16 protein-coding genes and 1 tRNA gene are annotated in these 18,770 nt (G+C 64.9%); 7 read left to right on the top strand and 10 right to left on the bottom strand.

Features of this window, described 5'->3' with window-relative positions:
* Window positions 1–129: 129 nt before the first annotated feature.
* From hpf to QX135_RS01805, 6 genes are all read right to left on the bottom strand, one after another.
* Window positions 130–732 (bottom strand): ribosome hibernation-promoting factor, HPF/YfiA family, encoded by a 603-nt coding sequence (gene hpf, locus QX135_RS01780; protein WP_315741249.1) that lies wholly within the window; start codon window positions 730–732, stop codon window positions 130–132.
* A gap of 72 nt (window positions 733–804) precedes the next feature.
* Window positions 805–2,442: an RNA polymerase factor sigma-54 gene (gene rpoN, locus QX135_RS01785; protein ID WP_315716872.1), complete on the bottom strand. Its 1,638-nt coding sequence runs from the start codon at window positions 2,440–2,442 to the stop codon at window positions 805–807.
* 212 nt (window positions 2,443–2,654) lie between these two features.
* Entirely contained in the window at window positions 2,655–3,665 is a 1,011-nt protein-coding gene (gene lptB / locus QX135_RS01790; protein WP_316180774.1) for an LPS export ABC transporter ATP-binding protein, read from the bottom strand.
* 346 nt (window positions 3,666–4,011) lie between these two features.
* Window positions 4,012–4,698: an LptA/OstA family protein gene (locus QX135_RS01795; protein ID WP_316180772.1), complete on the bottom strand. Its 687-nt coding sequence runs from the start codon at window positions 4,696–4,698 to the stop codon at window positions 4,012–4,014.
* A 4-nt stretch (window positions 4,699–4,702) separates the two neighbouring features.
* Entirely contained in the window at window positions 4,703–5,404 is a 702-nt protein-coding gene (gene lptC / locus QX135_RS01800; RefSeq protein WP_315716868.1) for an LPS export ABC transporter periplasmic protein LptC, read from the bottom strand.
* A 159-nt stretch (window positions 5,405–5,563) separates the two neighbouring features.
* Window positions 5,564–6,178: a ribonuclease D gene (locus QX135_RS01805; protein ID WP_315741253.1), complete on the bottom strand. Its 615-nt coding sequence runs from the start codon at window positions 6,176–6,178 to the stop codon at window positions 5,564–5,566.
* 467 nt (window positions 6,179–6,645) lie between these two features.
* Here QX135_RS01805 and QX135_RS01810 point away from each other — a divergent pair, with 467 nt between their 5' ends.
* The 3 genes from QX135_RS01810 (at window position 6,646) to QX135_RS01820 (ending at window position 9,521) form a co-directional block, all read left to right on the top strand.
* Window positions 6,646–7,617 carry a TRAP transporter substrate-binding protein gene (locus QX135_RS01810; protein ID WP_316180769.1) on the top strand — a complete coding sequence of 324 codons (972 nt, stop codon included), beginning with the start codon at window positions 6,646–6,648 and terminating at the stop codon, window positions 7,615–7,617.
* A 75-nt stretch (window positions 7,618–7,692) separates the two neighbouring features.
* Complete coding sequence (locus QX135_RS01815) at window positions 7,693–8,238, top strand: TRAP transporter small permease (protein WP_316180768.1); 546 nt, start codon at window positions 7,693–7,695, stop codon at window positions 8,236–8,238.
* Window positions 8,229–9,521 carry a TRAP transporter large permease gene (locus QX135_RS01820; protein WP_316161349.1) on the top strand — a complete coding sequence of 431 codons (1,293 nt, stop codon included), beginning with the start codon at window positions 8,229–8,231 and terminating at the stop codon, window positions 9,519–9,521. Before QX135_RS01815 ends, QX135_RS01820 begins: the two co-directional genes overlap by 10 nt.
* Window positions 9,522–10,218: 697 nt before the next feature.
* On the opposite strand, the gene QX135_RS01825 is transcribed toward QX135_RS01820, so the two are convergent.
* Window positions 10,219–10,854, bottom strand: coding sequence for a hypothetical protein (locus tag QX135_RS01825; RefSeq protein ID WP_316161350.1), 636 nt, complete (start codon window positions 10,852–10,854; stop codon window positions 10,219–10,221).
* Between the two features lie 907 nt (window positions 10,855–11,761).
* Here QX135_RS01825 and QX135_RS01830 point away from each other — a divergent pair.
* On the top strand, window positions 11,762–13,108 hold the full coding sequence (locus tag QX135_RS01830) for an IS4 family transposase (protein ID WP_316180766.1): 1,347 nt from the start codon (window positions 11,762–11,764) through the stop codon (window positions 13,106–13,108).
* 343 nt (window positions 13,109–13,451) lie between these two features.
* Here QX135_RS01830 and QX135_RS01835 read toward each other — a convergent pair.
* A tRNA-Leu gene (locus QX135_RS01835) sits at window positions 13,452–13,538 on the bottom strand.
* A 222-nt stretch (window positions 13,539–13,760) separates the two neighbouring features.
* On the opposite strand from QX135_RS01835, the gene QX135_RS01840 reads away from it, so the two are divergent.
* Complete coding sequence (locus QX135_RS01840; protein WP_315740363.1) at window positions 13,761–14,729, top strand: complex I NDUFA9 subunit family protein; 969 nt, start codon at window positions 13,761–13,763, stop codon at window positions 14,727–14,729.
* A gap of 124 nt (window positions 14,730–14,853) precedes the next feature.
* On the opposite strand, the gene QX135_RS01845 is transcribed toward QX135_RS01840, so the two are convergent.
* The gene (locus QX135_RS01845; protein WP_315740364.1) at window positions 14,854–15,660 is read right to left on the bottom strand and encodes an undecaprenyl-diphosphate phosphatase; all 807 of its coding nucleotides are present in this window, start codon (window positions 15,658–15,660) and stop codon (window positions 14,854–14,856) included.
* A 357-nt stretch (window positions 15,661–16,017) separates the two neighbouring features.
* Here QX135_RS01845 and QX135_RS01850 point away from each other — a divergent pair, with 357 nt between their 5' ends.
* Together QX135_RS01850 and queG are read left to right on the top strand one after the other, a co-directional pair.
* Window positions 16,018–16,710 (top strand): glutathione S-transferase family protein, encoded by a 693-nt coding sequence (locus QX135_RS01850; RefSeq protein WP_315758183.1) that lies wholly within the window; start codon window positions 16,018–16,020, stop codon window positions 16,708–16,710.
* A complete protein-coding gene (gene queG / locus QX135_RS01855) occupies window positions 16,659–17,843 on the top strand; it encodes a tRNA epoxyqueuosine(34) reductase QueG (RefSeq protein ID WP_316180806.1) in 1,185 nt (394 codons plus the stop codon). Before QX135_RS01850 ends, queG begins: the two co-directional genes overlap by 52 nt.
* A gap of 11 nt (window positions 17,844–17,854) precedes the next feature.
* Here the strand turns inward: queG and QX135_RS01860 are convergent, their stop codons facing one another.
* On the bottom strand, window positions 17,855–18,640 hold the full coding sequence (locus tag QX135_RS01860; RefSeq protein ID WP_316180764.1) for an alpha/beta hydrolase: 786 nt from the start codon (window positions 18,638–18,640) through the stop codon (window positions 17,855–17,857).
* Window positions 18,641–18,770 lie beyond the last annotated feature (130 nt).

The raw sequence follows: 18,770 nt of genomic DNA on the forward strand, positions 1-18,770 counted from the left end.
CGCCAGCGCCCCAACCGCTTGATCGCATCTATTCATTGCCGTGGCGTGACGTCGCAACCGGTCGGCCAACCGCCTGATCGGGAACCGGTTTTCGCGCCGCCGGAAGATCCCTGGAACGCATCCGCGGGACTACGGCTTCACCGCCGGCGGATCGACCCAGCCGATATTGCCGTCGGCGCGGCGGTAGATGATGTTCACCCGGCCGCTGGAGCCGTGCTGAAACACCATGCAGGGTGCCCCCGAAAGATCGAGCTCCATCACGGCTTCGGACACCGACAGGCGCTTCAACGCCGTGGTGTTCTCGGCGATGATCACCGGGCTGTAGCCGGTGATCTCCTCGTCGCCCTCGGCCGGCGCCTCGATCACGTAGCTCGGCGCATCCAGCACCGCGCCGTCGAGATTGGCGAGCGCCGCATTGGCGGCATGGGATTTGCGCCCCGAGCGGTCCTTCAGCCGGCTCTTGTAGCGGCGCAGGCGCTTCTCGATCATCAGGAGCGCCTGGTCGGCGCTGGCATAGGCGTCCGGCGCGTTCGATTCGGCCTCGAGCGTGATGCCCGAATCGAGGTGCAGCGCGCAATCGGTCTTGAACCCGAAACCGTCCTTGGAGAGCGTGACATGGCCGGAATAGTTGCCGTCGAAGTATTTTCGCAAGACCTCGTCGGTGCGCTCGCTGACGCGGCCACGCAGCGCTTCGCTGACGCTGATGCTTTTTCCGGAAATCCGCAGGGTCATGTGCCGCCTCGATTCATGTGAACCAAGTATGACACTAAGCCTATTTGGTGAAGGCGCAATCTTGCGCAGCGGTCAAACTGACGCGGTATCCCGGGTGCGGTCGGCGCTGGCGGGGGCCGAGAGGGCATGCGCCAGCATGCTCTGCTTGTCGCGGCGGCGCTGCACCGAGGACGGGATCCGCATCGCCTCCCGGTATTTCGCGACCGTGCGGCGGGCGATGTCGATGCCCGCGGCGCGCAGCTTCTCGACGATCGTATCATCGGAGAGAATTGCGGAGGGATCTTCCGCATCGATCAGTTGCTTGATGTGGTGACGTACGGCCTCTGCCGAATGCGCCTCGCCGCCATCGGCCGATGCGATCGAGGCGGTGAAGAAATATTTCAGCTCGAACGTGCCGCGATTGGTCGCCATGTATTTGTTGGCGGTAACGCGCGACACGGTCGATTCGTGCATCTGGATCGCATCCGCAACGGCCTTCAGATTCAGGGGCCGCAGATGCGCCACGCCATGGGTGAAGAAGCCGTCCTGCTGGCGCACGATCTCGGTCGCCACTTTCAGGATCGTGCGGGCGCGCTGATCGAGCGCGCGCACCAGCCACGTCGCGTTCTGCAGGCAGTCGGTGAAGTAGGACTTGTCGCCGTCCTTTCGGATCGTCTTCGACAGCTCGGAGTAATAGACCTGATTCACGAGGACGCGCGGCAGCGTGTCGCTGTTGAGCTCGACCAGCCAGCCGCCGTCGGGACCGGGACGGACGTAGACGTCGGGCACCATGGTCTGCGTGCGCGTGGTGCCGAACTTCAACCCCGGCTTCGGATCGAGCCTGCGGATCTCGCCGATCATGTCGACGAGGTCCTCGTCGTCGACGGCGCACAGCTTGCGAAGGGCAACGAAGTCGCGCTTGGCGAGGAGATCGAGATGCTCGACCAGCGCCTGCATCGCCGGATCGTAGCGGTCGAGCTCGCGCAGCTGGATCGCGAGACATTCGCTCAAGTTGCGCGCGCAGATGCCCGGCGGATCGAAGGTCTGCAGCACGCCGAGCACGGCATCGACGTCGGCCTGCTCGGCGCCGAGCCGGTCGGCGGCCTGGCCGAGATCGGCCGGCAGATAGCCGGCCTCGTCGACCAGATCGATCAGGTACTGGCCGATCATGCGGTCCGCCGGCGCGGTGAACGCCACCGCCGCCTGCTCGGCGAGATGATCCGACAGCGTGGTCTCGGCCGCGACAAAGGCTTCGAGATTGTAGTCCTCGTCACCGGAGGCGCCGCCGCCCCATTCGGTGTAAGTGGTCGGCGCTGCGTCCTGCGCGGTGCGCGCGGCGGCCTCAGCCGGCTCCTCGGAGAACACGTTGTCGAGCCCGGTGTCGAGCGTCTGTTCGATCTCCGTACGGGTGCCGAGATCGCGGCTCATCCAGTCTTCCTGGGCGCCCTCGAAGCTCTCGCCGCCGCCGCTCGCACCCTCGCCGAAATCGTCGCCGTTGGCTTCGCTGCCTTCCGAGAACTCGGGGCGCTCGGACATCTGCTGCTCGCCGGCGACCGGTGCTTCCGGACCGTCGCTCGCGCGCTCCAGCAGCGGATTGCGCTCCAGCTCCTCTTCGACGAACGTGGAGAGGTCGAGATTGGACAGTTGCAGCAGCTTGATCGCCTGCATCAGCTGCGGCGTCATCACCAGCGACTGCGACTGGCGGAATTCTAATCTCTGCGTCAACGCCATGGGAGCAAGAACATTCCCTTACTGGTCCAATTCTTGCTTATCCTAATCCGCGCGCGATGTACACGGCTTGACGAATAAGAAAAACGGAGTATGGCGCGCGGAGAAGACGAGGTTACCGGTCCTCGCGAACCTGCTGGAAACAGCGTTGATCGTAGCGTTTCCGCCTGATGTCGCGCAGACGACAAAAGCCGACAAACACCGCGTCCGTAATCCTACAGCCGGAATTCCTCACCGAGATACAGCCGGCGCACGTCGGGATCGGCGACGATCTCCTCCGGGCTGCCTTCGGTGAGAATCTGCCCCGCGTACACAATGTAGGCGCGGTCGGTGAGGCCGAGCGTCTCGCGGACGTTGTGGTCGGTGATCAGAACGCCGATGCCGCGGTTGGTGAGATGGCGCACCAGCTGCTGAATGTCGCCGACCGCGATCGGATCGATGCCGGCGAACGGCTCGTCGAGCAGCATGTAGTTCGGACGCGTCGCCAGCGCGCGCGCGATCTCGACGCGGCGGCGCTCGCCGCCAGACAGCGCGATCGACGGCGACTTGCGCAGCCGCGTGATGGTGAATTCTTCCAGCAGCGCGTCGAGATCGCGCTCGCGCTTCTTGCGCGAGGGCTCGACCACCTCGAGCACGGCGCGGATGTTCTGCTCGACGGTGAGGCCGCGGAAGATCGAGGCTTCCTGCGGCAGATAGCCGATACCGAGCCGGGCGCGCTGATACATCGGCAGCCGCGTGACGTCATGGCCGTCGAGCTCGATGGCGCCGCGATCGGCCTTGATCAGTCCGGTGATCATGTAGAACACGGTGGTCTTGCCGGCGCCGTTCGGCCCAAGCAGGCCGACGGCCTCGCCGCGGCGGACGTAGATCGACACGCCGCGCACGACCTGGCGGCTGCCAAAGCTCTTCTCGATCGAGTGCACGGCGAGGAAGCCTGGCCGGCGCAGCAGCTGCGGGCCACCGCTGCCATTGTTGCGCGGCTTGGCCGGTGTCGGCGAGGAGGCCGGCCGCTTGCGCTGGATCTGCTCGGTGTTCTGCGGCGAGCGCGGATTGATGCGCGGCACCGCTTCGTCGCGCACGGAGTCGGCGAGCGCGGCGAGCGGATCATCGCTGTAGGAACTGCCGAACGGATCGTCCATGGCCGTGATGTCGTCGCGCCGGCGCGAGGAGCCTCGCTGGCCGCGCTTGGCGGGACGCCCACGAAACATGCCGAGTAGATCCACCATCCCCGCTTCGCTTACGCCCTTCGAGGCTGCCCGTCACCGACCGCAGCGCTGGCTCGCCCGCTCACCGCGAGCGAACGCATGTCACCTCTCTCGCGGATCACAGGGAGCGCGAGGCCGGCCAAAGCGCGGAAGGCCGCGCTCCGGAGTTTGTCGTCTGACGGCGAAGTCGCGGTCGCCACGCAAGCGACCGATCGCAATCGTGTCCGGCATCACTCTTTCGCAGCGATGCAACGGGGTCCACGGCCTCCCGCTGCGCCGGTCCTGCGACAGAACCGCCCGCCCGCTAGATAGAGGCAGCAGCGGCGCGGTTCAACTGGCCCGCCGGCGTTTTGCTAAATAATTGAAGTCACTTCGATTTGCCTGGACCGAGCTGCAGCGGCCCGGCGCTGCCCGGCGCCGAGGCCGTCGACGGGCCGCAGCCGCCGCTCGCGCCCGCGCCCGCCTGCGGCAGCAGCACCTGCACCCCGCGCCCGCTGTCCGACTCGACCCGCGACACGCCGGTCGTCATGTCGACCGTCAGCCGGTCGCCGCGCATCACGTTCTTGCACTGGGTCAGCACCACGCCGCCCTGCATCGAGATCATGTTGGTCTTGGTGTCGTAGACCGCGGTCTCGCCGGTCACGACCTGGTCCTTCTGCGTCACCTTGACGTCGCCGCGCGCCTCGAGACGGCGAATCGCCGAGCTGCCGTCCGGCCCTGGCGTCGCAGCCGGCGTCGCCTTGGTCGCCTTGGCACCGCCCGGCTGGGCGCCGCCGTCGTAGAACACCACCAGCGACTTCGAGGTCATGGTGGTATCGCCCTGCACGACCTTGACGTTGCCGGTGAAGGTCGCCTCCTTCTTCTTGTCGCGCATCTCCAGCGCGGCGGCCTCGATCTGGATCGGTTGGTCGCGGTTCTGGGAAAATCCCTGCAGCGCGTTCGGAACACCGGTGGTCGCGCTCTGCGCCTGCGATGAGTCGGCAAGCGCGAGCAACGCCAGCGCGGCGAGGCCGGCGCCGCGAATCGCTACGGGAATGAAACGGCACGTGGTCATGAGCTCACTTCACGTTGCGGGCCGGACGGCCGGGATCGGCGCTCGCCGTCGTGGCCGGAGCGGCATTCATATTGTCGAGGTTCATCATCACATTGCCCTCGAAGCGGATGACCTCGCCATTGTCGGTGATGCGCAGGCGGTCGGCGGAAAGCGTACCGTTGGTGAGCTTGACGTCGACGCGCTCGTCCGAGCTCACGGTGCCCTTGGCCATGTCGACCGAGGCCCGGCTCAGCCGCGCCTCGTAGCCGGTCGACGTCGTCAGCAGGATGTCCTTCGTCAGCTCGAGCTGCTGCTGCTTGGTGTCGAACACGCCGGTATTCGCCTTCAACGTCACCGTCGACTGATCCTCCATCAGCACCTTGGCACGGAGAATGTTGAGCTCGACGTGATCGGGATCGGTGAGGTCCTGCACCGCGCTCCGGGCGACGAGATCATACGGCCGCTGGTCCGGCGTGAAGCCGGTCAGATGCGGCGTCTCCATCGTGATCTTGCGGCCGGAGATGACGAGGTTGCCGGTGAGATTCGGGGTGTTGATCTCCATGTGGAACGGATTGAACAGCGCGATACCGATCACGACCGCCATCGCCAGCCCGACCGCCGCCGGCACCGCGACCCGCAGCACGCGCACGAAGCGGCTGTGGCGCGCCGCGACCGCGAAGCGCGCCTGCAGGGTGGGATCATAGGCGGGGTTGTGGACCGAGTTCACCAGGGCTCCGACGGACACGGGATGCGCGCGAAACAGCGCCCATCCTACCATGGGGGGCCCCACCATTGCAGCCTGGAACTGGCGCTAAATCGCGACGCAGGGGCCTCGCGATCATTACGAGACATTAATGATCGTGAACGCGGCTGCGATTCGCCCCCCTCAGGAATGCGCGAAGATGTCCTCAGCCTCGAATCCGCCCAGATCGAGCGTCGCCCGGTGCGGCAGGAACGCGAAGCAGGCCTGCGCCAACGCCAGCCGCCCTTCGCGCGCCAGCATCCCGTCGAGCTTTTCGCGCAGCGCATGCAGATGCAGCACGTCGGAGGCAGCATAAGCGAGCTGCGGCTCGCTGAGCTGCTCGGCCCCCCAGTCGCTCGACTGCTGCTGCTTGGAGAGATCGACGTTGAGCAGCTCGCGCACGAGGTCCTTGAGACCATGGCGGTCGGTATAGGTGCGCGCCAGCCGCGAGGCGATCTTGGTGCAATAGACCGGCTGCGGCATCACCCCGAACGCGTGAAACAGCGCCGCGACGTCGAAGCGCGCGAAGTGGAAGATTTTGGTGATGTCCGGGTTGCCGAGCAGCGCCTTCAGGTTCGGCGCGTCGGTATGCCCCTTGGGAATCTGCACCACGTCGGCCGAGCCGTCGCCGGGCGACAGCTGCACCACGCACAGCCGGTCGCGGTGCGGATTGAGCCCCATGGTCTCGGTGTCGATCGCCACCGAGGTGGTATAGCGGGAAAGATCGGGCAGGTCGCCGCGGTGCAGGCGTACGGTCATGGCTCTCAAAACCTCGTCGAATCGAAATCGGACGCGACGGGCCGGAGCAACGCCGCGGGAAGCGCTCGGGAACCGGCTGTAGCCCGGCGCTGGTAACCAACCGGCAAACCCGCCGGGCCGGTCCGGAGATCAGCCGTGGGAATGCCAGCCCCGCCGCCCGGGCGCAAGGGCCGGACAGGGCCAGGTGATCGCATCTGAGGTGGCGCCGGCAAATGTCACCGCGGCCGTTCTAGGCGGCGCCTTCATCATTGAGGCGGTCGACCCGCTGGTTGCATCGTGCCAGATCGCACCCAATCGATCGATGCAACTCTTGCATTGATCGATGCCGCCTTTGGCTTGGACAGAAAATGCCACTGGCCGTACGCGTGATATTGTCGCATGACTTCGCATCTGGAGTGCAGCGACCCAAGGCGGCCCGCAGCATCTGCCCAACAACAACGACATAATCAATTGAGGAGGAAGCCAAGATGAAGGCACTTACAGGTATCATTGCGGCCGCTGTGCTGGCGGTCTCGTCGCCTTTGGCGACCGCGCGCGATTTCCGCTCCGCCGATGTGCACCCCGCCGATTATCCGACCGTCGAAGCCGTCAAGTTCATGGGCAAGCAGCTCGCAACCGCGAGCGGCGGCAAGCTTGGCGTCAAGGTGTTTCCGAACGGCGCCCTCGGCTCCGAGAAGGACACGATCGAGCAGCTCAAGATCGGCGCGCTCGACATGATGCGGATCAACTCGTCGCCGCTCAACAATTTCGTGCCGGAGACCGTCGCGCTGTGCCTGCCCTTCGTGTTCCGCGACACGCAGCATATGCGCAATGTCCTGGACGGGCCGATCGGCGATGAGATCCTGGCCGCCATGGAGCCCGCCGGCCTGGTCGGCCTGGCCTATTACGACAGCGGCGCGCGCTCGATCTACACGGTCAAGGCGCCGGTGAAGTCGCTCGCCGATCTCAAGGGCCTGAAGATTCGCGTCCAGCAGTCCGACCTCTGGGTCGGCATGATCCAGAGCCTCGGCGCCAACGCCACCCCGATGCCCTATGGCGAAGTCTACACCGCCCTCAAGACCGGCCTCGTCGACGCCGCCGAGAACAACTGGCCGTCCTACGAGTCCTCGCGTCACTTCGAGGCCGCCAAGTTCTACAACGTCACCGAGCACTCGCTGGCGCCCGAAGTCCTCGTGATGTCCAAGAAGGTCTGGGACACGCTGAGCAAGGAGGATCAGGCGATGATCCGCAAGGCGGCCAAGGAATCCGTGCCGGTCATGCGCAAGCTCTGGGACGAGCGCGAGCAGACCTCCCGCAAGGCCGTCGAGGCCGCCGGCGTCCAGGTCGTGACGATCGCCAACAAGCAGGAATTCGTCGACGCGATGAAGCCGGTGTACCAGAAGTTCGCCGGCGACGAGAAGCTCTCGAGCCTCGTCAAGCGCATCCAGGACACCAAGTAAGAACCACATAAAAATAGGGACCGGGTCCGGCGTCGCCGTGCGGCGGCACCGGACTCAGGCCAGGGAGGGCCGGGAATGACAGATCCTCATGTTGGAGACCACGAGCAGCAGGAGGGACGTCCGTCGACCGGCCTGCTCTCGCGGATCAACGCCGTCATCGCGCGCCTCGGCATGTATCTGTCCGTCGCCGGACTGCTCGTCATCGTCACCATCGTGTTCTACCAGGTGTTCGGACGCTACGTTCTCAACTCCAGCCCGACCTGGACCGAGAATCTGGCGCTGGTCCTGATCCTCTATGTCACGCTGATCGGCGCCGCCGTCGGCGTTCGCGACGCCGGCCATATCGGCATGGACAGCCTCCTCGTGATGCTGCCGGATCATATGCGGGAAAAGATCGAGCTCGTCATCCACGTGCTGGTCGCGATGTTCGGCGTCGCGATGGCCTACAACGGCTGGATCCTCGGCGCCTCCGTGGGCACCGTGAAGATCGCCAATCTCGGCCTGCCCGAAGTCGTCCGCTACGTGCCGCTGATCGCTTCGGGAATCCTGATCGTCATGTTTTCCATCGAGCACATCATGGCTCTCTTGCGCGGTGAAGAGGTCGTCCCGTCATGGAACTGATCATTCTCGGCGTCACCTTCTTCGGCTTCCTGGTCCTCGGCGTTCCCGTTGCGTTTGCGATCGGCCTTTCGGCAATCTGCACCATCCTCTATGAAGGCCTGCCGGTTGCCGTCATCTTCCAGCAGATGATGTCGGGGATGAACATCTTCTCGTTCCTCGCCATCCCGTTCTTCGTCTTCAGCGGCGAGCTGATGCTGCATGGCGGCGTCGCCGACAAGATCGTGCAGCTCGCCAAGAATCTCGTCGGTCACATCCGCGGCGGGCTCGGCATGTCGAACGTCGTCGCCTGCACGCTGTTCGGCGGCGTCTCCGGCTCGCCCGTCGCCGACGTCTCGGCGATGGGCGCGGTGATGATCCCGATGATGAAGAAGGAAGGGTTCGACACCGACTACGCCGTCAACGTCACCACCCACGCCTCGCTGGTCGGAGCCCTGATGCCGACCAGTCACAACATGATCATCTATGCGCTCGCCGCCGGCGGCAAGGTGTCGATCGGCGCGCTGATTGCCGCCGGTCTTCTTCCGGCGCTGGTGCTGATGGTCTGCATGCTGGTCGCGGCCTACGCGGTCGCCGTGAAGCGCGGCTATCCCGCGGGCAAGTTTCCGGGCTGGGCGGAAGTCTTCCGCTCGTTCGCCGCGGCGCTGCCCGGCCTGCTGATCGTCGGCATCATCCTGGCGGGCATCCTGTCCGGCGTGTTCACGGCCACCGAATCCGCGGCGGTCGCGGTCACCTACACGATCCTGCTGACGTTCTTCATCTACCGCACCATGAGCCTGCAGAACTTCCTGCGGGCCGCCGCCAAGGCGGTCAAGACGACCGGCGTGGTGCTGCTCCTGATCGGCGTCTCCACCATGTTCCAGTACCTGATGGGACTGTACGAAGTCGCCGATTTCGCCGGCGACCTGATGAGCAAGGTGTCGACGCAGCCCTGGATGATCTTCCTGCTGATCAATGTCATCCTGTTCCTGCTCGGCACGTTCATGGACATGGCGGCGACGATCCTGATCTGCACGCCGATCTTCCTGCCGATCGCGATGAAGGCGGGCATGGATCCGGTGCAGTTCGGCATGCTGATGCTGATCAACTGCGCGCTCGGCCTCAACACCCCGCCGGTCGGCACCACGCAGTTCGTCGGCTGCGCCATCGGCGGCATCTCGGTCGGCGCCGTCATGCGCACCATCCTGCCGTTCTACGCCGCCCTGATCGCCGCCTTGATGTTCGTGACCTACGTCCCCGCCTTCTCGCTGTGGCTGCCGCGGCTGCTGATGGGCTACAAGGGATAGCTGGACTGGGCGGTCGCCGGCCTCGGCCGCGAGCCTCGGCCGGCGAACCGCCGCCTGCGATCGTTGGCGTGACAGCCACATGCTCCGCTGTCGTCCCGGACAAGCCTGCCGACGCAACGCGTCGGCGGGCGCAGATCCGGGACCCATAACCACCGAACGGAGTGGGGCACGCGGAACGTGCCGACTGCCCATTTCAGACATCACGCGGTATGGGTCCCCGCGTTCGCGGGGACGACACCGGTTATGAGTGGAAGGGTCGCGTAAGAAATTCACTACGGGATTAAGTCGATCAAGGGCGCCGGCTTCTTGCTCCAGACATTTCGTCACCTTTAGCCTATGGCTGCTCTGGAAGGTCGACCCGGCAAACACCGACTCATCATCATAGATATTCGTGCCTTTGCTGGATCAAATTCGCGATATCTAGAGCATCACCACCAGCCTATGGTGTGGCCGACGCTGGCGGCGCCAGTGATAGCAGTGATCAGGGTGGCAACGGCCACAACAACCTTATTGAAGCTGTCGAACCTGTCGCGCGAGCTCATTTCCGATCTCTCCCGTATTGGGGCCAGTAGCGCTAACCGATGCAGGCGAGCGTCAACCGCTACGGTCGGCGCTGCAACGCACCAGTAATGTGCTGATCATCATGCGGAAGTTCGGGCCTAACGTCGGGCAGGTAAGAGTAGAAAGGGCCAGAAACCTAGTTTTTGCCTTTTATGGCTGCCCACAACTTGCGGGCACGCGGCCGCACGGTACTTTCATTGGCATTGTGGCCCTTGGCCGTGAGCCACGTAAGCATGGCCTGTTCGATGTCAGCTTGCTTCTCTGGTTTCAGGTCGCCCTCGTATAGCTGTCGGCATATCTCGACCCATAGGTCATCCCACCACTCAGCCGGTGGACGACCGCCAGCTACGAGCGGAACAACTTCAGGCTTCACGGCTTCCACCGGCAAAATCTTCTCGATCGCGGCACGATCAAACTTCACGCCGTACGCAAAGATCTGAATCTTGCTATCCAGCCAAGTGGAAAAGTCGCCGGAATCCCATTGTTGTTTTAGCGCGATCTCTCCGTGAGCCCACCAAAACGCACGGGGAATGTCCCTATCCTCGAACTGCTTCTCATTTATTTGAAGGCGTTCAGCACGAGCACGGATAAGTCCATGGTTAGCTCGCTCACAGATCCGCCGCGTTGCGATCGAAAGTTGGAGGCTCTTTAACATCTGCAAGGCGCGACTTGCGCTGATCCATTCAATTTCATCGCTCTTTGGATTCTTATGTAATTCGTCCCACTCGTCGCTGAATCTCTTTAGATTACCGTATCCGTACGCTGATGCCATTGTTATCGCTCCCTGTGCGGCAGCAAAGCCTGGACCGTCACCTGCACCAGATGTGATCTACTTCAGAACTCCAACAACATTTCAATGATATCTGCGCAGCATGATCCCCGCCAGGTGCGGCGATTGATAAACACTTCGGCTACGGCTTCATCCCGCCAGGATTGTTGTGCAATCAACCCAGATTTCTGTCACGGCAGCCCCCCGAGGGACCGACGTTTGACGGCTGCGATAATGGTTTCGAGGACTACCTGTTTGAGGCAGCCCGTCGAGTTATTATGTCGCATGCTGAAACGTTGCACCGTCGGGCAAATCAGCTGCACATTTCCGCGCGTCCCTGCTGCCGCATGAGGGGCGTTTCGCGACCGTCACGGATCGTTGGCAGTGGGATGCGATGGGCGTGTGTCGACGCAGCGTGAATGAGTTCGCGCGGACGAACGGCGAGGCACGCACGGTCAAGTCGCGCGGTCCTGATATCCCGACGCTGATATCAACTCATGACGAGGCTTTCGCTTCGGGTTGAGGATGGTGGCCAACAAGCCCGGCGCACCAGGGAGAACGCGAAGCAGCCGTTAAAACCAATCGCGCAGGGAGGGCCGGATGATCCGGCGCGTACCTGTGGTTCCTGCCGCCAGCATTTTCCTTCGCTGGCGGGCCATGGGTGCGGTCGGCACCCGGCTCTCCCTGCGCCCTCATGATTGAAGGGGGCGAGACGATCTTCACAGCTCGGGCGCGGGATGCGTCGCGAGATTGAGCAGTCTTGCTCTGAGAGGGACCACAAGCATGGTGATCACTCAACACGAAGGCGGTGCCCACCCTCCCCTGGAGGGCTACGGGATGCCCGAAAGCGATTCCAAGCGATTTCTGGATGTGATTCAAAGTTTTCGACCGGTTCGGTGGAGAGCTTTGAATGTCATTTGGCGATATTCGAGTTGCGGAGCGGGCTGACTGGCTGATCGAACGGGTGGCGACAGCAGGCACGCTGGTCTTGCGGAAGTTGGGGGAGACGCGAGCCGGCGAGAAGGCCATTCACCGATTTCTGTCCTCGCACCACGTCTCGGTCGATCGGATCGTCGAGACGCTGGCGGCTCGGACTGCGGCTCAATGCGTGGGACGGCGTATTCTGGCGATCCAGGACACGAGCGAGATCAATTTCTCCGGCCGTGACAAGAAGCGGCGCGGCTTCGGTCCTGGCTGGGACGGAAAAACACCCGGCTTCTTCATCCATCCCGTGATTGCCCTCGACGTCGAGAGCGAGGCGGTGTTGGGACTTGTCGACGCGGAAATCTGGACGCGCTCAGCCGGACGAGTTCCGGCTCGCCGCAAGCGAGCGATCGAGGATAAGGAGTCGATACGCTGGCTGTATGGCTGTCAGGCGGCTGCCGGCGTCTTATCGGAGGCGGCCAGCGTCACGATGGTCGCCGATCGCGAAAGCGACATCTACCCGTTGTTTACGCGTAAGCCGGAAGGGCTCGATCTGATCGTGCGTGCTGCGCAAGATCGCTGCCTGTCCGATGGCAAAATGCTGTTTGCAGCGCTTGCCGAGACGAAGGTGCTGAAAACAAGCCTCGTCAAGGTGGCGCCGCGCGGCCCCGGCGATAAAGGGCGCGGGGCGACCGTCGAGCTTCGCGCCGGAAGCGTGTCTCTTGCCCGGCCACAGAGCCTGAAACGATCAGAGGCCTGCGATGCCACCGAAATGACTTTGATTCAGGCGCGTGAGATCGATGCGCCCGCCGGCAAAACACCGTTGTTGTGGCATCTGCTCACGACCCATTCCGTTGCCAGCGCGGCAGATGCCGAACAGATCGTGCAACTCTATCGATTGCGCTGGCGCATCGAACAGGTCTTCCGTGCTCTCAAGAGCGATGGCTTGGCTCTCGACGACAGTCAGGTCATCGATGCCGATCGCATGTTCAATCTCGCGGCGATCGGGCTTGCTGGCGCTATCCGGACCATCCAGCTTGTCGACGCCAGAGACGGCAGTCCCCGTCCCATGAGCGACGTGATCGACCCGGCCTTCAGACCAGCTCTGGGGCACCTATCAAAAACGCTCGAAGGCAAGACCGCGCGGCAGCAGAACCCACATCCTCCCGATTCCCTCGCGTTCGTCGCATGGATCGCGGCACGCCTCGGCGGCTGGAATTGCTACGGTAAACCACCAGGGCCAAAGACAATGCGAGACGGCTGGGATCGTCTCGCTGCAATGCTTGAAGGCTATCTACTTGCAACCCAAAGCATAAAACCGGGAATCCCGTAGCCCGCAAGGGGGAGGGTCGCCTCGCGGAGAGCGAAGCGAACCGTGAGGCGGGGTGGGGTGATCTCTCCTCTGGCACCGGTGTCCGCCGAGAGATCACCCCACCCCGCTCGCCCGCTTCGCGCGCGATCGACCCTCCCCCTCCAGGGGAGGGTGGGAGTTCGCGGCTTGCAGCAGCGGCGTCACGGAAGCCTGAAGCAAAATCGTTCGCAATCTCGGGGAAACGCGTGAGGCCGATGTGTCGAAGACACCGGGCCAATCGACACCGACCTCTATTCGACCGCAACGCGCATCAGCGCGCTCGTCCGTCGGATATCTCTTGTGCGGGGAAGGTCACCACCAAAAATGGTGCCCAGGAAAGGACTCGAACCTTCACGGCCGTTAAGCCACTGGCACCTGAAGCCAGCGCGTCTACCAATTCCGCCACCTGGGCATGGGGGCGCTGTGTACGGATCGAACGGGCGCTTGTCAAACCGCTGAACGCCCAAGATGACAATTTTTCTGAAGCCATGCGCAAAAACACGGCTCCCTTTTCCGCGGTGCGGGCGATGGGCTATACAGCGGCCCAGGATGGCGGGCCGCGGAGTGCGAATCGCCGCTGACAGCTATCTCGTCCGGGGCGGACCGACCGCCCGGCAATCCCAGGACTCATTCCATGGCATCGAATCTGGACACATTGGTTACCGTCTTCGGCGGCTCCGGCTTCGTCGGGCGCAACGTGGTCCGGGCGCTGGCCAAGCGCGACTACCGCATCCGTGTCGCGGTGCGCCGGCCGGAGCTCGCCGGCCACCTGCAGCCGCTCGGCCGGGTCGGCCAGATCCACGCCGTACAGGCCAATCTGCGCTATCCCGACTCGGTCGCATCAGCGCTGCGTGACAGCCATGTCGCGATCAACCTGGTCGGCGTCCTGACCGAGAGCGGCGCGCAGACCTTCGAGGCCGTGCAGGCCGAGGGTGCCGCCACCGTCGCCAAGGCGGCGGCCGCCGCTGGCGCCCGCATGGTGCACGTCTCAGCGATCGGCGCCGACGCGGAGTCGGCCTCGAGCTATGCCCGCGCCAAGGCGGCCGGCGAGACCGCCGTGCTGGCCGCGGTGCCCGAGGCCGTGATCATGCGCCCCTCGGTCGTGTTCGGCCCCGAGGACCAGTTCACCAACCGCTTTGCGGCGCTCGCGCGGGTCTCGCCGTTCCTGCCGCTGATCGGCGGCGGCGAGACGAAGATGCAGCCGGTCTATGTCGGCGACGTCGCCACCGCGGTGGCCGATGCGGTCGACGGCAAGGCGCAGCCGGGCGCGACCTACGAGCTCGGCGGGCCGGAGGTGCTGAGCTTCCGGGAGATCCTGAAAATCATCCTCGACATCACCGACCGCGACCGCGCGCTGCTGCCGCTGCCGTTCGGGCTCGCCAAGCTGCAGGCCGCAATCCTGCAGTTCGCGCCGGGGCCGCTGAAGCTGACGCCCGACCAGGTCGAGCTCTTGCGCTACGACAACGTGGTGTCGGAAGCCGCGAAGGCGGCCGGGCTGACCTTGCAGGGCCTCGGCATCACGCCGGACTCGCTCGAGGCGGTCGCCCCGCAATATCTCTGGCGCTTCCGTCCGTCCGGGCAGTTCCAGCGCAAGAACGCGTGAGGGGCCACCGGCCTCTCCACGTCATTGCGAGGAGCGAAGCGACGAAGCAATCCAGAGTCTCGCCCACCAAACTGGATTGCTTCGCTTACGCTCGCAATGACGGTGGATGGAGCTGGGGCTCAGCTCACTTCCCCAGCGCCAGCGCGATCAGGCCGAGGGTGCCGACGATCACGCGCCACCAGGCGAACAGCACGAAGCCGTGGCGGGTGACGTAGCCGAGGAAGGCCTTCACCACGATCATGGCGGTGATGAAGGAGACGACGAAGCCGATCGCGATGAGGCCGAGGTGATCGGACGTCATCTCGGCGCGGCTCTTGTAGAAGTCGTAGACGAAGGCGCCGACCATGGTCGGGATCGCCAGGAAGAAGGAGAACTCCGCGGCCGAGCGCTTGTCGCCGCCGAGCAGCATCGCCGCCACGATGGTGGCGCCGGAGCGCGACACGCCTGGGATCATGGCCAAGCACTGCGCGACGCCGATCCACAGATACATCATGAGCGGATAGCGCGTGGCGTCGTGCTCCCGCGGCTTGAGATCGATCTGATCGACCCACAGCAGGATGGCGCCGCCGACGATCAGCGAGAAGCACACGACCCAGGGATCGAACAGGAGCGCCTTGATGTACTTGCCGGCGATGAGGCCGATGATGACGGCGGGCAGGAAGGCGATCAGCACGCCGATGATGAATCGGCGGTCGTCAGCGTTCGACATCGCGCCGATGGCGACGCGCGACAGCTTGAAGAAGTACAGCGCGACGATGGCGAGGATGGCGCCGAGCTGGATCAGGATCGCAAAACTCTTCCAGAACCCCTCGTCGCCGAGCCCGAAGAAGCGTTCCGCCAGCAACAGATGGCCGGTCGAGGATACGGGAAGAAACTCAGTGACGCCCTCGATTATGCCGAGAAGCACCGCCCGCAGCGTATCTGACATCATTGATCGGATCCTGGATTGCCGGCAAAACGCGGCCCTTCTCGCCTATTCGGCTCCCGCCCGCAATTGCAAAAAGCGCTCGAACCGGCCACATCCGATGAATGAACCGGCGTGTGATCGGCCATGCGAATCAGAACGAGGCAATGCCGGACAGCGGATCGGGCGCGCTGATCGCTGTTCCCGAAAGCGCCGTTTCCCGCATGACCGCCCGTCGCCCTACTGCTTACACTTTCGCCGACCATGCGCTAATGGTCCGATTCGCGAGCGCACCCGCGCGCCGGTATCGGGACGAGGCGTCGGTGCGAACCGATGGTTGATTGTTCGTTAAGCGCCGTAGCCGCGGAATCGTCGAAAGGCTCCATGTACACGCTCTACCACCATCCCTTCTGCCCGCATTCACGCTTCGTCCGGCTGGTGCTCGGCGAATACGGGCTCGATCTGCGCCTGGTGGAGGAACGCGCCTGGGAGCGCCGCGAGGCGTTTCTCGTGCTCAATCCCGCGGCCACCACGCCGGTGCTGTCGGTCGAAGGCCTGCCGCCGGTGCCCGGTGTCGGCGTGATCGCCGAATTCATCGACGAGACCTGCGGGCCCGAGATGGGCGATCGCCGGCTGATGCCGGCGTCGGCGGCCGAGCGCGTCGAGGTGCGCCGGCTGATGGACTGGTTCAACACCAAGTTCTTCGAGGAGGCCTCGAACCTGCTGGTCACCGAGCGCATCTATAAGCGCTTCATGAGCGAGGAGGATGGCGGCGGGCCGCCGTCGACCGACGTGATTCGCGCCGCCAAGACCAATGTGCGCTATCATCTCGCCTATATCGGCTGGCTGGCGCAGCGGCGCAATTTCCTGGCCGGCGACCGGCTGACCTATGCCGACCTGGCCGCCGCCGCGCATCTGTCGGCGATCGACTATCTGGGCGACGTGCCATGGATCGAGGACGACGCAGCGAAGGCGTGGTACGCGCGGGTGAAGTCGCGGCCGTCGTTCCGGCCGCTGCTCTCCGACTGGCTGGCGGGCGTGCCGGCGTCGCGGACCTATGTGGACCTGGACTTCTGAGCGCCGATAGGCCCACGCCGGAGACGTTGAAGGCGGCGCTGGCCGCCGAGGCGCAACGGCTGGGCTTCGATGCCATCGGCATCACCGCCCCGGTCGTGAGCGCCGAGCGGGCCGCCGCGTTCGAACGCTTCCTCGCCGCCGGCCAGCACGGCGACATGGACTGGCTGGCGCGCGAGCCGTCCCGCCGCACCGATCCCACCACGCTGTGGCGCGAGGTCCGCAGCATCATCATGCTAGGCGTCAATTACGGCCCCGACGAGGATCCGCGCGCGGTCCTATCCCAGCGCAGCAATGCTGCGATTTCGGTCTATGCCCGCGGCGACGACTATCACGACGTCATCAAGAAGAACCTCAAGACGCTCGCCCGCTGGCTGGTCGCACAGGCCGGTTGTGATGTGAAGGTGTTCGTCGACACCGCGGCCGTCATGGAGAAGCCGCTGGCCGAAGCGGCAGGGCTCGGCTGGCAGGGCAAGCACACCAATCTGGTGTCGCGCGGTTTCGGCTCCTGGCTGTTCCTCGGCGCCATCTACACCACGCTGGACCTGCCCGCCGATGCGCCGGAGCGCGATCATTGCGGCTCGTGCCGAGCCTGCCTCGACAGCTGTCCGACCGCGGCGTTCCCGGCCCCCTACAGCCTCGATGCGCGGCGCTGCATCTCGTATCTCACCATCGAGAACAAGGGGCCGATCCCGCGCGAGTTCCGCAAGGCCATGGGCAACCGCATCTACGGCTGCGATGACTGCCTCGCCGCCTGCCCGTGGAACAAGTTCGCGCAAGCGGGGCGCGAGGCGAAGCTGGCGGCCCGCGAATCGCTGCGGTCCCCCGATCTCGCCGAGCTGGCGGCGCTCGACGACGCCGCGTTTCGTGCACTGTTCACGAAATCGCCGATCAAGCGCGTCGGCCGCGACCGCTTCCTGCGCAACGTGATGATCGCGATCGGCAACTCCGGCGATGCGGCGCTGACGCCGGCCGCCGAACGGCTTGCCGCCGATCCGAGTCCGCTGGTGCGCGGTGCCGCCGCCTGGGCGCTTGCGCGGCTGCTCGACGAGGCCGCCTTCGCGCGACGTGCGGAGGCGGCGCTGACGTCAGAGACCGACGAGAGCGTCCGCGCGGAATGGCAAGCCCGATGCTGAAGCGGGCCGCCTCAGCCCATCTCGCCGACGGCGGCCAGCATGCGCGCGATGTCCTGCGGACGCGACAGCCGGTGGTCGCCGTCCTGGATCATGGTCAGCACCACGTCTTCGGCCGGCAGGCGGTGGGTCAGTGCGAACGCGTGCTGCCAGGGGACGTCCGGGTCCTGCGCGCCCTGCAGGATGCGCACCGGGCAGCCGACCTTGATGGCACCGCCGAGCAGGAGATGATTGCGCCCGTCCTCGATCAGCGCCCTGGTGATGGGATAGGGCTCGCCATACTCCGACGGACGCATCCAGACGCCCTTGGACTCGATCTCGGTCCGGACCGCCGGCGGGAAGCCCTTCCACATCAGCTCCTCGGTGAAATCGGGCGCCGGGGCGATCAGGATCAGGCCAGCCAGCGTCGCCTCCGCCGGGTCCTTGAGCAGCTCGCGCGCCAGCAGCAGCGCCATCCAGCCGCCCATCGAGGAACCGATCACGACCTGCGGTCCGCGGCAGAATTGCCGGAACACTGCGACGCTCTCCTCGAGCCAGCGGCTGATGGTGCCGTCGACGAAGCGGCCGCCGGATTCACCGTGACCGGAATAGTCGAAGCGGACGCAGGCGCGGCCGCGCTCGGCGGCCCAGGCGTCGAGCGCCAGCGCCTTGGTGCCTTTCATGTCGGAATTGAAGCCACCGAGCCAGAACAGCCCAGGCGGGCGGCCTGGCCGCGCCCGCACCGCGATCCGGCGCGACGATTCGCCCGCGCCGACGGTGACGAAGACGGGCGTATCGGCATTTTCTGCAGCATGGTTCATGGATCGTTACTCGATTTCGGGGGCTGTGTGGGCGAACCAGCCGGTCGCGTCAATCCGCTCGACCGGGCGCTGCCGCTTGCGAAAGGGCCCCGCGCACTCTATGTCCGCGAGCGGAGCCACGAGGCCTCGA

This window comes from Bradyrhizobium sp. SZCCHNR1098, assembly GCF_032489375.1.
GTDB lineage: Bacteria > Pseudomonadota > Alphaproteobacteria > Rhizobiales > Xanthobacteraceae > Bradyrhizobium.